Raw genomic sequence first — 12,924 nt, forward strand, 5'->3', positions numbered from 1 at the left:
AAGTCCGCTTTTTTTATGTTTACCCACTCCATGAGATCTCTCTTACTCCTCATCATGCTTCTCCCCGCTGTGCGGGCTCTGGCCATCACGGACACTGTGCGGGTTTCAAAAAACGAGATCCTCATCCTGAGAGATACCATTTTCGCACCCGATAAAGATACCATATACTTTGTAGATGAAGAGAAATACCGGGTGAGGAGCAATCCCTATAAGTCATCTCAGGACTTCTATCAAAAAATGCGAGAGAAGACGGGGCAAAACAGAGTCACTGCACAGCTATTTGATCTGCTCTATGTGAGCCCGAATGCAAGGTCGGAACGCGCACCCTCCAAAAACAGTCGCACATCGAACACGCCATTTATGCCTTACGAGGGCATGCGCATTCGAAATATACGGATAAAACACATTGACCTCCTGGAAGGTAGTGTGAATGACACCCTGAGGCAGGCTTCCTCCCCTCTAAGCATCATGGTCAATAAAGTCCACATTAACACCTGGAATACCGTGATCAGAAATAACCTCCTGATCGATAAAAATGAGAAAATAGACCCCTATATGCTTGCTGATAATGAGCGCATCCTCCGACGCCTGCGGTTCATAGAAGACGTGAGAATATATGTGAAGCCCCTTTCTGACGGCTATGCCGAAGTGATTGTGGCCGTGAAAGACCGTTTCTCCTGGGGAACAGCCCTCAATATCACTGATCTCAATGAATTCAATGTAGCACTGTTCAACAGGAACATTGCAGGCTGGGGTAAGTACGCATCAACCACCTGGTTTTTTGATACCCAGAGCATCCCTGCATCGGGTTATGAAATACGAACCGGTGGGCAAAACATCGATAAGGCCATCACCAACTGGGAGCTCAACCATACCAACATCGGGGATAGGAAGGCCTGGGGTATAGACCTGCAGAAGGAGTTTGTAGCTCCCGGGATTAAATATGGCGGAGGATTGGACATCCGAACCATTAGAGACTCCACCATGACCCTGGATGGTGAAGAATCTAATGGTCAATATTACCATTTGCACTATCAGGACCTCTGGGCAGGAAGGTCATTCGCTCTGCCCTCGAGCTACGAACGAAAAAACCTAATCGTCGCAGCCAGGTTGCTCAACAACTCCTTTGACAGGCGCCCATTTGTTACCGAGGACAGTAACTCGATCTACTACAACCGAAAACTGTTGATTGGTGAAATCAGTCTTTCCAGTCGGAAGTTTCTTAAAAGCAACTACATAGCGGCTTTCGGAATCTCGGAGGATATTCCCCTGGGCTACCGGATCTCATTCATTACCGGTAGGGATTTCAATGAATTTTACCAGCAGAATTATCTTGGGTTCCAGCTTTTCTGGAGTGCTTACATCAAGAATTTTGGATATCTATTACTCAATCAGGAGATTGGCGCCTTTGACCAGACGGGCATCAATGAAGGGGTGGTAAAAGTAAGGGCCAGTTACTTCAGTCCTCTGCTCTCCTCCGGCCGGTACCATGTCCGCAATTTCATGAAAGTATCACTTACCAAAGGAATTGATCAACCTCAGCAGGAAACCATCTCTCTGGAGAGCAGAATAAGAGACCTTGAAGGAACGAACATTTCTGGAAACACCATTCTTTCGCTGGGTGTGGAATCCATCCTCTTCACTCCCTGGTATTTCTATGGATTTCGGTTTGCCCCCTTCTTTTATTACAATGTGGGAGAGGCCTGGGACAACAGGCCGGCACACAAAACAAGCTATGGCTACCAGGGTGCTGGCGGGGGGATCAGGATCAGAAATGAAAGTTTGGTGTTTAGTACATTGGAAGTGAGAGTTACCCATTTCCCCAAAAGTGCGCCCGGGGCCCGGAAAACGATCTTTTCACTGTCTACATCCATCCCCATCTCGTTTGATAACATCTTTAAATACAAGCCGGCGTTAATTCCCTACCGGTAAAAAGAAAAGTCCCGATAAAATCGGGACTCTTCAAAGATGTCAAACAGGTGTATGAATATAAAATTTGTGTTATGCATTCGTATATACTTTATCTTTATAAAAGGTAACCAGTCCCAATAAAAAAATGTTAAATATTCTTTTTGTCTGTTTAGGTAACATCTGCAGGTCTCCATTGGCGGAGGCTATTTTCAACCAGAAAGTGAAAGAGCGTAAGCTGGATCATGCCATCAAAGCTGATTCTGCGGGTACTGCCAGCTATCACATCGGTGAAGACCCCGACTCTCGCAGCATACAAGTGGCCGTGAAGCATGGAGTGCCCATCTCACACAAAGGGCGACAATACCACTTCAAAGACGCAGCGACTTTTGATTATATTCTGGCCATGGATGCTTCCAACCATCGTGACATTATTCATGCTACGTCAGATCGTCCGGAGGGTCTGTTTCTGATGCGTGACTTTGACCTAAAAGGCCAGGGTGGGGACGTACCCGACCCCTACTATGGTGGTGAAGATGGATTTGAGCAGGTCTTTCAGATCCTCAACCGTTCAATAGATGCTTTTTTAGACTTCCTTGTGGAAAAACACCATCTCTAAATATGTCAGGGTCTGAAAATCTTTTTCTGGCTGAAGTCCTCTTTCAATCCACTGGAAAAAACCATCTGATCAGAGAAATGAGACCGATCTCCGGTGGAGACATCAACGAAGCCCTGAAAGTCACCACAGACCAACACACCTATTTTGTCAAATGGAATACTTATTCAGAAAATCTATTTGAAAGAGAAATGCACGGTTTATCCCTGCTTAGGGAGTGTGAATGCGTGGGCGTGCCGCAGGCATTCAAGCATGGCCAAATTGGTGATCGGAGGTATCTGGTATTGGAGTACCTGAAATCAGAACCGCAGAAGCCTGACTTCTGGGAGGACTTTGGTCAATCCATCGCCAGCCTTCACCAACATACGGCGGATTATTATGGCCTGGATCATGACAATCACATCGGGCGGCTTTCTCAGAAGAATCAACCCACTCCACATTGGATCGATTTTTTTATTGAAAACCGGCTGGAAGTACAGATCCGGCTGGCCCACGAAAAAGGATTAATCACCGCGGATCTCGTCGGAAGTTTTGAAAAACTATATGGACAACTGGAAAAACTGATCCCCCACGAGCCCGCCTCCCTGCTGCATGGGGACTTATGGGGCGGAAATTTCATGTCAGGACCGGGCGGAGCGCCCTACATCTACGATCCGGCAGTCTACTATGGTCACCGTGAAATGGACCTGGCATTCACTCGTCTTTTTGGTGGTTTTGAGCAACCGTTTTATGAAGCGTATCATCAGCAGTATCCATTAGAGCCGGGATTTGAGGAACGGGCAGACCTGTACAATCTGTATCCTATGTTGGTGCACGTGAATCTTTTTGGTCCCTCCTACCTCACAGGCATCCGGCGGACACTTAAACTTTTTCTATAGGACGGTAAAGTACCTGGTAATTATTTCTGGTCTTTTGCTCCAGAATTACCTCTGTGGTCTCGGGTAAAAAGCCAAAAGAACCCTCCTGATAATTTTTAATCGTCGCCAGTTGAAGGCCCTCATTGTATAGGAGCTGAAAGTCCCGCTGCAGAAAATCCCTCAAAGCATCCAGCTTATCCTTCTGATAGTCCATGCAAAAAGTAAAGGTAAGTGCTGAGCTGTGCATCAGATTAATCTTGATGTTCGAGTGATCCATCGCCTGAAAGATCTTGACCAGTTTCTTTTCATCCATGAAACTGTTGTCTTTCACACGAAGAGTGACCAGCAACTGATTTTCTTTAAAGACAAAACAATGTTTAGTGGTGGTCTTTTCCTGTTCGGAAATCTTAGTGCCTTTACCTGTTGGCTCCAGAAATGAGCGCACAAAAAGAGGTATATTTCGCTGAGCCAGCGGTCTGATGGTCTTAGGGTGAATCACCTTGGCTCCATAGTAAGTGAGCTCAGTCACCTCCTGAAATGACAACTCATCGAAAAGTTCTGCAGTGGGGAATCTTTTAGGATCAGCATTGAGCAGTCCGGGCACATCTTTCCAGACAGTGAGGCTTTCTGCCCTTAGACAATAAGCGAAAATAGCTCCGGTATAGTCAGAGCCCTCCCTACCCAGCGTGGTGGATTTCCCGGTAAGGTCGGAACCTATAAACCCTTGCGTGATCACAGGGCCTTTTTTCAATAACTCAGGGATCTCCCGCTCAATAAAATGCTCGGTGAGTTGCCACTCCACATTAGCTTCAGTGAAAATACTATTCGTTTTTACATATTTTCGGGCATCTACCCAGGTACATTCCAGCTCACTCAACATGTAGTGGTAAACAATAGAAGTGGACAGCAACTCCCCATAGGGAATCACACTGTCATAAAACTGCCCCCAGGACGAGGCACGATTTTCCAGTGATTTTTCGAGTTGTATCAGCCAATTATTTACCTCATCGGGCACTGCGCCGAATAGCTCCTGGGTAAGGGCCTGATGAGCAAAAATAAATTCCTTAAGCGCTCCTTCATAAGATCCTCCGGAGAAAGCCTGTCTGGCAATCTCCTCCAGTTGATTAGTGGATTTTCCAATGGCCGAAACGACGACCACAAGAGGCTGATCCAGGTATTTTTTCACAATCTCCACCAGGTTTTTAACACCCTGACCATCCCGTACTGAAGCACCACCAAATTTGAAGATTCGCATCCTTGCAAACGATTTAAATGAATAAAAAAGCCTATTTTTGCCAAATCGCTCAAAACGAATTGTACCAAAAGATGAACAAAAATAGTTTAGGTCTTCCTATCGGCACTACACTTGACCGCTTTATCAAAAAAAAGCAGGATGAATTTGAATTTGCCACTGGAGAACTCTCCCAATTACTGCGGGATATCGCCCTTGCCGGGAAGATTATTAACCGTGAAGTAAACAAATCCGGACTGCTGGATATCACTGGTGCCTATGGCTCCAAAAATGTGCAGGGAGAAGATCAGCAAAAACTGGACGTAATCGCCAACATTCGATTCATCAGAGCCCTGAGAAATGGCGGTCAGGTGTGCGCGGTGGTCAGTGAAGAAGATGAGGAGATCGTTCACCTCAACCCGCATTGCAGATATATAGTGGCCATTGATCCATTGGACGGCTCTTCCAATATCGATGTGAATGTCTCTATTGGTACGATATTCTCCATCTACCGGCGTACCTCACCTATAGGTGGGCCTGTAACGGAAAAAGACATTCTACAACCCGGCACTGAACAAGTGGCCGCAGGGTATATACTCTATGGCTCCTCCACCATGCTGGTGTACACCACCGGCCATGGAGTGAATGGCTTTACCCTGGAACCATCTTTGGGTGAGTTTGTACTCTCACACACCAACATGACATGCCCTGAGGACGGTGAAATCTATTCTATCAACGAAGGCAGCTTTCACCAGTTTGATAAGAGTATCCAGAACTACACCAACTGGTGCAAGGATCAGGGAATGACTGCAAGATACATTGGCTCACTGGTAGCAGATTACCACAGGAATATGCTCAAAGGAGGAGTTTACCTCTACCCTAACACCAAAAAGGCGCGTGAGGGTAAGCTGCGTTTGCTCTATGAGTGCAATGCCCTGGCCTTCATCGCTGAGCAAGCAGGCGGTATGGCAACAGATGGTACCAAAAGGATATTGGAAATAGCCCCAACAACCTTTCATCAGCGCACACCCTTCTACATAGGATCTAAAAATATGGTGGAAAAAGTGGTGGAGTTTGTAGCGGAAAAAGCAGAGGCCTAGAAAAAAAGAAACCCCGCAACCTTGTGAGCTACGGGGCATTCACCGCCATAATGATTAACTAATGACTCAAATGTAATATCCGATAATGAAAATACCCAATTCTGGGTATAAGTTTTTTCATATTTTTTTATTATCTGAATACTTCATGCGGGTTTCCATTTTCATTTTCTCTCTAATTATCACTCTTTCTGCGATATCAGCCGCTATATTTCCGGGTTTTGACAGTTCTAAAATTTCCTTCAAAGCTCCCTCAGAAATATCAATTCGGTACATCGCATTGATCAAATAACCAAAATCATGGTCTAACAGGTACTGAATCCGGGGCGTAAGAAAGGCATGCAGTTGCCCAAAAGGATCTTCCCCGGTACCGAAATCCAACTCATCAGCTATTCCCAGATCCTTTTGAATGAGGTCATAACTACCACTAGCCAGCTTCATCTCGTTTATTTGCTTATCGTCCCCTTCGGAGGCCTTCATTTGAGTACTGTGTCTATCCACTTTGTGGTTTCTTCTACCAGCTGATGCATGACTTCTTCACCCGTACGCCCGCTCGCTTTTGGTACTTTGAAGGAATGATCTGCAAACTCCACCTCCAGCATCCGTGCAGCAGGCAGGGAGGAGAGTACCTCGCGCATCAAAACGATATTGGCCAACTGATCATTTACTCCCTGCAGAAAAAACTGCGGTACTTGAATCCTATCCAGGTGAGCAGCGCGTGTCTTAGCATCCTTACCTGGCGCATGCAGCGGGAAACCCAGATAAAAGACTCCCTTCACTCCGGCGGGCGCTCCATCTGCTAGCAGGTGTGAGGCCATTCGCCCTCCATAGGATTTTCCTGAAACAAAAACCGGAAGGGATGGGTAAGTAGTGGACAGATGGTCGATCACCAGTCCCCAGGTCTCTATATTAGGCTTGGGCGCTCCCGGGAATTTCTTACCATTCTCCATATATGGAAAATTAAATCTGGCCACATGAAAGCCCTGAGCAGTAAATAATCGAGAAATACTGGTCATAAATGGATGATGCATCCCTGCGCCTGCCCCGTGAGCAATAATCACAATCGCCCTGGACTCAGCTGCTTCGTCCACTTCCAGGGTGATTGTCCCCAGACTGTCATTTAAGAATAGCTCCATCCGGTAAATTTAACATTCTTGCGGGTGACTCAAATCCATTCCGACCCGAGGCATCACAAAACTTCTAAACTTAACCAGGTCAAAGTGCTGAGAATACATGACCAAATGCTCCTTGAGGCGGCTAGTCTATCCAGCCAAAATCTTCAGTTTTAGGAATGCTCTCCAACATGTCCACGATTTTCTGAGGGGGGACTACTACTTTTCGCTCCTTCAGGCTCATGAAAGCTCCGGTAGCAATAATCACACAAGCCAGGTCACCATTTTGCTTCCATACCTGCTGACGAAATTTCCAGATTTTCAAATCTTTCCGGAAAGCCAGGGCGGCACAGTCCACAGTGATTCGCTCGTTCATGAAAACCTCCTTTTTAAAGCTGGTGTCCTCATGGAAAAGTACGGGGCCATAGCCCGAGGCTACTAACTCCGCCAGAGGCAGGCTCAACTCATCAAAAAGCCCAACACGTACCTGGGCCGCATAGTCATTGTATGCAGTGTGGCGCATGTGCGCATTGGGGTCAAGATCTGCCCATATGACCTGAAACTGCTGCTTAAAAGGCTCCAAATTATTTTCCGGATTTGGTTTTAGCTGCCGCTTTTTTGGCTTTAGGCTCCGCTGCTTTCTTTTCTTTTGCTTCTGGCTTTTCCTCTTCCTGCGCTTTTTCTTCCTCCTTTTCCAGCAGCTCAGGCAGGGTTTTGACCATGGTGTTATACCAGGTTACCAGCTTCTTGATGTCAGAAACATATACCCTGGACTCATCATACTCCGGAAGTATAAATTTCAGAAATGATTTCAGTTCGTCAGGGTCCGAAGATGAGGTCAGGCCAGTATCGCCTTTAAATTCGACATGGATTTTTCTCAGAACATCCTGAAGAGGCACTGCACCTTCTTCATCAGTGGTGTAAATAGAGATATCCGATAAAATGGAGACCTTAGCCTGAATGTTGGCAATGATCTTTTTTCCTGAGCCGTCCAGCGCTTCTAATATTACGCCGGTTCGCGTAGGAGAAACAACTTTGAACAGTCCTCCTTTTCCCGATACTGCGGCTACTTCATTGAAATCCATATCTGTTATTTGTGGTTAGAGCATGCAAAAATAGGTATTGCCACACAATACCAAAATGGATTACTCTTTTATCCCTTCATTTATTTCTCGGATATAACCGATTATGTCGTCCTTGCCCTGTCCTGTCACAGTGGAGGTTATGAAATGGAGCGGAAGCTCTTCCCACTCTTTCTTTAGAATTTTGCGAAAAGCGGCAATGTTTGACTGGGCCTTATTGGCACCCTTTTTATCCACTTTGGTGAAAACAAGGGTAATGGGCATGCCTGCCTGCCCCAGAGAAGTCACGAATTCCAGGTCGATTCGCTGCGGCTCCAGCCGGGAATCGATCAGCACAAACACATTGGTGAGGTTTTCTCTGGTCTCGAAATAGCCGGCAATCATTTTCTTCCAACTGGCCTTCTGAGACTTACTCACCTTAGCCCATCCGTATCCTGGCAAATCCACCAAATACCAGCTATCATCAATCAAAAAGTGATTGATGAGTTGCGTTTTTCCGGGTTTAGAGGAAACCTTGGCGAGTTTACTATGATTGGTCAGCAGGTTGATCAGAGATGATTTCCCCACATTGGATCGACCAATGAAAGCATACTCCGGACGATCTCCTGCCGGGCACTCTCCTACTTCTGCACTACTTTTGATAAACTCGGCTGATTTGATTGGCTTCATGGAATAATTTTTAACAATAGGGGCAAACGCACTGTTTATGGTTAATATTGCAAGCGAATATGAGCGTAGTACCGTACAAAGATAAGCAGGGGAGTAAGAAAGAACAGGTTGCCACTATGTTTGATAACATTAGTGGCAATTATGACTTCCTCAATCACTTTCTCAGTCTGGGCATAGACATAGCCTGGAGAAAGAAAGCCATCAGGCAGCTAAAAGACCTCCGGCCTAAGCAAATACTGGACATTGCCACTGGCACAGGTGATTTTGCCATTGAGGCATTGGCCCTGAAACCCGACAAAGTAACGGGTGTAGACATCTCAGAAGGCATGCTGGCTGTGGGCAGGCAAAAAATGAAGAAAAAAGGCCTGGATCAAAAGATAGAGTTACTATCCGGAGATTCTGAAGCTTTGCAGTTTGAAGACAATAAGTTCGACGCAGTGATCGTTTCATTTGGCGTACGGAATTTCGAACATCTGGAAAAAGGCCTGGCGGATATGTATCGGGTATTAAAGCCCGGAGGAAGGACAGTTATATTAGAGTTTTCAAAACCAAAATCCTTCCCCTTCAAGCAATTGTATCATTTTTATTTTAAGTGGATTTTACCTAAAATAGGCAATACTATTTCCAAAGATCAGGCTGCTTACACTTACTTACCAGAGTCTGTAAGAGCATTTCCTGATGGCCAGAATTTTTTAGAGATTTTAGAAAAAGTCGGCTTTAAAAACACTCAATGCAAACCACTAACCCTGGGCATCAGCTCCATATACATAGGCACAAAATAGTTGTTTTCGCACTTGTTTTGATGATGGCCCTACCCGGGTATGCTCAGAATGAAGCCAGCGAAAACCTTATTGACTATGATGCCCAGTGGATCCACTACGGTTTTCAGATAGGCCTGCACAGCTCCAAATACAAAATTCGCTACTCCGATGCCTACGCCACGGATGCGCTGGACTCGCTTCACTCGATCGTCCCCGGCAATCTACCCGGCTGGAAAGTAGGCTTCGTAGTGGATATGAACCTGCACAAGTACCTGAGTTTTAGAATATTGCCCACCGTAGGATTTTATGAGTATGACCTTACCTACCGATATACGGATGGGCGGGAACTGCGGGAACTGAAACCAGCAACCATGGTGGAGCTGCCCATGTTGCTCAAATACAAATCTGCCCGAAGGGGCAATGCTGCCATGTATGTGGTGGGGGGCCTGAGTCCTGCCTTTGAAGCTGCCGGCAAAGGTGACCAACTGGACACCCGTGAGCGACTGGAACTGCGAGACTGGAATGTTTCGGTAGATGCCGGCGTGGGTTTTGATTTATTTTTCCCTTTATTTAAATTTTCCCCGGAAGTACGCTATTCATGGGGCCTGAGGGACATGCTTACAGACGGCACCAATACCTATGACGTAGCTTTGAAAAGACTTAGTTACCAAAACATCGCGTTCTACGTCACCTTCGAAGGGGGCCCAACGTACCTGCGAGATGCTAAAAAACGTCGACGATGAGCAAACCTATTGCATTGATCACCGGCGCCACCAGCGGCATTGGTGAAGCTACCGCCAGGTGTCTGGTCAAAGACTACCAATTGATCATTTGTGGCAGGCGCCAGGACCGGTTAACTAAGCTGGAAAAAGAGCTTTCGGAAAAGACAGAAGTCACTACACTTTCATTTGACGTGCGGGACAGGCTAGCCGCCGAGGCTGCAATCAACAGTTTACCAGCCAAATGGCAATCGGTAGACGTCCTAATCAATAATGCCGGGAATGCCCATGGACTCAGTGCCATTCAGGAGGGTGAAGTAGCCGACTGGGACGCCATGATAGACATCAACGTGAAAGGCCTTCTGTATGTAAGCAATGCGATCATACCCGGCATGGTGAGCCGACAAAAAGGACATATTATCAACATAGGGTCCGTGGCGGGTGTGGAGGTGTACCCCAAAGGCAATGTTTATAATGCTTCAAAATTTGCCGTAGATGCCATTTCCAAGGGAATGCGGCAAGACCTGATCACAGAAGGCATCAAAGTATCGGAGATCAAACCCGGCCTGGTTCAAACTGAATTTTCAGCGGTCAGGTTCAAAGGTGACCAGGAACGCGCAGAGAAAGTATACCTTGGATTTGACCCCTTACAGGCACAGGACATTGCCGAAACCGTGGCCTTCATATTATCACGACCTGCACACGTAAATATTGCTGATATGCTTGTACTGGCCGGTGCTCAGGCCTCGGCTACTATGGTGCATAAGAAAAACTAAAAGCGCCTTGCAATGGCTCACGCTTCCATTAGGTTTGCGGTAACAACATTACCCTAAAACCCTGATTTTTTATGAAGCATATTTTGGTTCTGGGAGCCGGGCGCTCCTCTACCTCACTGATCAATTACCTCCTGGAAAACGCCAAAGAAAACAACTGGAAAGTGGTGATTGGCGAAAAAGATACCTCCATTGCCAGAAAGAAATTTAAGGAAGCAGATGTCATAGAATTTGATATTTATGACAAAACACTGGCCACAGAGCAAATCACCAATGCCCATCTGGTCATCAGCATGTTACCCGCCAGCCTACACCCCATCGTGGCTGGTATCTGTGCAGAAATAGGCCGGGACATGCTCACTGCCTCTTACATCTCTCCTGAGATCAAAGCCCTTTCAGATCAGTTTGCAGCTTCCGGCAATCAATGCATCATGGAGCTGGGACTGGACCCGGGCATTGATCACATGTCTGCCATGAGGGTGCTGGATCGCATCAAAGCTGCCGGACACACCCTTACCTCCTTTGAGACCTTCACGGGAGGGCTCCTTGCCGAGGACAAACTCAAGGAAAACCCATGGGCCTATAAGTTTACCTGGAACCCCCGAAATGTCGTTTTAGCCGGAACCGGCAACGTGAAGTTTCTTCAGGAATCCCGCTTTAAGTACATCCCCTATCACAAACTTTTTAAGCGAACTGAGATCATCCATATACCAGGGTATGGCCACTTCGAAGGCTATGCCAACCGTGACTCCCTGAAGTACCTCGACCTGTACAAACTGCGTGGCATTCAGACCCTCTACCGAGGCACTCTGAGAAGACCCGGATTTTGCAAAGCCTGGGACATCTTTGTGCAGCTGGGAGCTACAGACGATACTTATGAAATGGAAAATGTCTCTGAAATGACCCACAGACAGTTCATCAACTCTTTCCTGATGTTTAATCCCCATGATTCGGTAGAGTTGAAGCTGGCCCATTACCTGAACATCGGACTGGAATCTGACGAGATGTATAAGCTCAACTGGCTGAATATTCTCTCAGAAGAACCTGTGGGGCTGGATAAAGGAACCCCGGCGCAAATACTGGAGCACATTCTCAAGAAGAAATGGACGCTTGACGAAACAGACAAAGACATGATAGTGATGTGGCACAAGTTCAGCTATCTGGACAATGGCAGGCCCAAAGAAATACAGGCTCACATGATCGCGCTGGGTGATGACCCGGTAAACACAGCCATGTCGAAGACTGTGGGGTTGCCGCTGGGCATAGCCGCAAAAATGATCCTTCAGGGAAAAATCAAAACGACAGGGGTATCCATCCCTACACAGCAGGAAATCTACGAACCTATCCTGGATGAGCTGGAAAAAATGGGCTTTGAGTTTTCTGAACGCGAAACCGTCTCTTAGTCACAAATGGAGATAATAATCTCTTAGCAACTTCACAAAACCGGGGGTGTAATTACCATCTCCGGTTTTAATGTAAAAATCCTCCTCTACCGTGTCTGTCACAGTTTTAGCATATTGACCGATCACCCGAATCGGGGCTGCCCCGGCGACATCATACACCTTCAATTTTCGTTGTGGAGATAACCCTCGACCTTGAGCCATTCCTTCAAATCTCTCAGCCTCCGGTACCGGATATAGCACAAACACCTCCCCATCGTCGGCTAACAGCCTGCAAATAGCATCCAGCAGGTCCTCTTGCGATAGTTCGCCATCATGTCGCGCCCAGTTGATGGACCTAGACGCAGAACGCAGCGATTGATTGTAAAAAGGTGGATTGGAAATAATCAGATCAAATGTTGTTGGAGGATCAAAAGACTGAACAGTGCCGTGAGTCATTCGAAGACGCTCACTCCATGGACTCGTGCCAAAGTTTCCCCGAGCCTCTCCTGCCGCCGGGCCATCCACCTCCACGGCATCTATCAGCGCAGCAGGGAATGTCTGAGCCAGCATAAGGGCCAAAAGACCCGTGCCGGTACCTATATCCAAAACCGCTCGGGGAGCCTTGCATGCAGCAGCCACCCAGGCACCAAACAAACAGCCCTCGGTGGTTACCTTCATAGCTGATGCTGTCTGGTCAATCCGAAATTGTTTGAATTG

15 protein-coding genes are annotated in these 12,924 nt (G+C 46.8%); 8 read left to right on the plus strand and 7 right to left on the minus strand.

Annotated features, from left to right (window positions below; genetic code table 11):
• Positions 1-30: 30 nt before the first annotated feature.
• From RIH33_RS06715 to RIH33_RS06725, 3 genes are all read left to right on the plus strand, one after another.
• A complete protein-coding gene (locus tag RIH33_RS06715) occupies positions 31-1,932 on the plus strand; it encodes a hypothetical protein (protein WP_406654289.1) in 1,902 nt (633 codons plus the stop codon).
• A gap of 124 nt (positions 1,933-2,056) precedes the next feature.
• Positions 2,057-2,527 (plus strand): low molecular weight protein-tyrosine-phosphatase, encoded by a 471-nt coding sequence (locus RIH33_RS06720; RefSeq protein ID WP_406654290.1) that lies wholly within the window; start codon positions 2,057-2,059, stop codon positions 2,525-2,527.
• A gap of 2 nt (positions 2,528-2,529) precedes the next feature.
• Entirely contained in the window at positions 2,530-3,402 is an 873-nt protein-coding gene (locus tag RIH33_RS06725; RefSeq protein ID WP_406658552.1) for a fructosamine kinase family protein, read from the plus strand.
• On the opposite strand, the gene RIH33_RS06730 is transcribed toward RIH33_RS06725, so the two are convergent.
• Positions 3,386-4,636 (minus strand): aspartate kinase, encoded by a 1,251-nt coding sequence (locus tag RIH33_RS06730; RefSeq protein ID WP_406654292.1) that lies wholly within the window; start codon positions 4,634-4,636, stop codon positions 3,386-3,388. The two genes, RIH33_RS06725 and RIH33_RS06730, sit on opposite strands and share 17 nt — an antisense overlap.
• Before the next feature lie 71 nt (positions 4,637-4,707).
• Here RIH33_RS06730 and fbp point away from each other — a divergent pair, with 71 nt between their 5' ends.
• A complete protein-coding gene (gene fbp / locus RIH33_RS06735) occupies positions 4,708-5,712 on the plus strand; it encodes a class 1 fructose-bisphosphatase (protein ID WP_406654294.1) in 1,005 nt (334 codons plus the stop codon).
• A gap of 117 nt (positions 5,713-5,829) precedes the next feature.
• Here the strand turns inward: fbp and RIH33_RS06740 are convergent, their stop codons facing one another.
• From RIH33_RS06740 to yihA, 5 genes are all read right to left on the minus strand, one after another.
• Positions 5,830-6,189, minus strand: a complete 360-nt coding sequence (locus RIH33_RS06740; protein WP_406654295.1) for a hypothetical protein — start codon at positions 6,187-6,189, stop codon at positions 5,830-5,832.
• Positions 6,186-6,845, minus strand: a complete 660-nt coding sequence (locus RIH33_RS06745) for an alpha/beta family hydrolase (RefSeq protein ID WP_406654296.1) — start codon at positions 6,843-6,845, stop codon at positions 6,186-6,188. The genes RIH33_RS06740 and RIH33_RS06745 overlap by 4 nt, the downstream gene beginning before the upstream one ends.
• Positions 6,846-6,966: 121 nt before the next feature.
• A complete protein-coding gene (locus tag RIH33_RS06750; RefSeq protein ID WP_406654298.1) occupies positions 6,967-7,404 on the minus strand; it encodes an acyl-CoA thioesterase in 438 nt (145 codons plus the stop codon).
• Between the two features lies 1 nt (position 7,405).
• Positions 7,406-7,906 (minus strand): DUF5606 domain-containing protein, encoded by a 501-nt coding sequence (locus RIH33_RS06755; protein WP_406654300.1) that lies wholly within the window; start codon positions 7,904-7,906, stop codon positions 7,406-7,408.
• A gap of 60 nt (positions 7,907-7,966) precedes the next feature.
• Entirely contained in the window at positions 7,967-8,572 is a 606-nt protein-coding gene (yihA, locus tag RIH33_RS06760) for a ribosome biogenesis GTP-binding protein YihA/YsxC (RefSeq protein ID WP_406654301.1), read from the minus strand.
• A gap of 59 nt (positions 8,573-8,631) precedes the next feature.
• On the opposite strand from yihA, the gene ubiE reads away from it, so the two are divergent.
• From ubiE to RIH33_RS06780, 4 genes are all read left to right on the plus strand, one after another.
• The gene (gene ubiE, locus RIH33_RS06765; protein ID WP_406654302.1) at positions 8,632-9,354 is read left to right on the plus strand and encodes a bifunctional demethylmenaquinone methyltransferase/2-methoxy-6-polyprenyl-1,4-benzoquinol methylase UbiE; all 723 of its coding nucleotides are present in this window, start codon (positions 8,632-8,634) and stop codon (positions 9,352-9,354) included.
• The gene (locus RIH33_RS06770) at positions 9,303-10,076 is read left to right on the plus strand and encodes a porin family protein (protein ID WP_406654303.1); all 774 of its coding nucleotides are present in this window, start codon (positions 9,303-9,305) and stop codon (positions 10,074-10,076) included. The genes ubiE and RIH33_RS06770 overlap by 52 nt, the downstream gene beginning before the upstream one ends.
• Complete coding sequence (locus RIH33_RS06775) at positions 10,073-10,828, plus strand: SDR family NAD(P)-dependent oxidoreductase (protein ID WP_406654305.1); 756 nt, start codon at positions 10,073-10,075, stop codon at positions 10,826-10,828. The genes RIH33_RS06770 and RIH33_RS06775 overlap by 4 nt, the downstream gene beginning before the upstream one ends.
• Before the next feature lie 71 nt (positions 10,829-10,899).
• Positions 10,900-12,228, plus strand: a complete 1,329-nt coding sequence (locus tag RIH33_RS06780; protein WP_406654307.1) for a saccharopine dehydrogenase family protein — start codon at positions 10,900-10,902, stop codon at positions 12,226-12,228.
• On the opposite strand, the gene RIH33_RS06785 is transcribed toward RIH33_RS06780, so the two are convergent.
• Positions 12,229-12,885 (minus strand): tRNA1(Val) (adenine(37)-N6)-methyltransferase, encoded by a 657-nt coding sequence (locus RIH33_RS06785; protein ID WP_406654309.1) that lies wholly within the window; start codon positions 12,883-12,885, stop codon positions 12,229-12,231.
• Positions 12,886-12,924: the final 39 nt, after the last annotated feature.

The sequence above is a fragment of the Marinoscillum sp. genome (assembly GCF_040222955.1).
Lineage (GTDB): Bacteria > Bacteroidota > Bacteroidia > Cytophagales > Cyclobacteriaceae > Marinoscillum.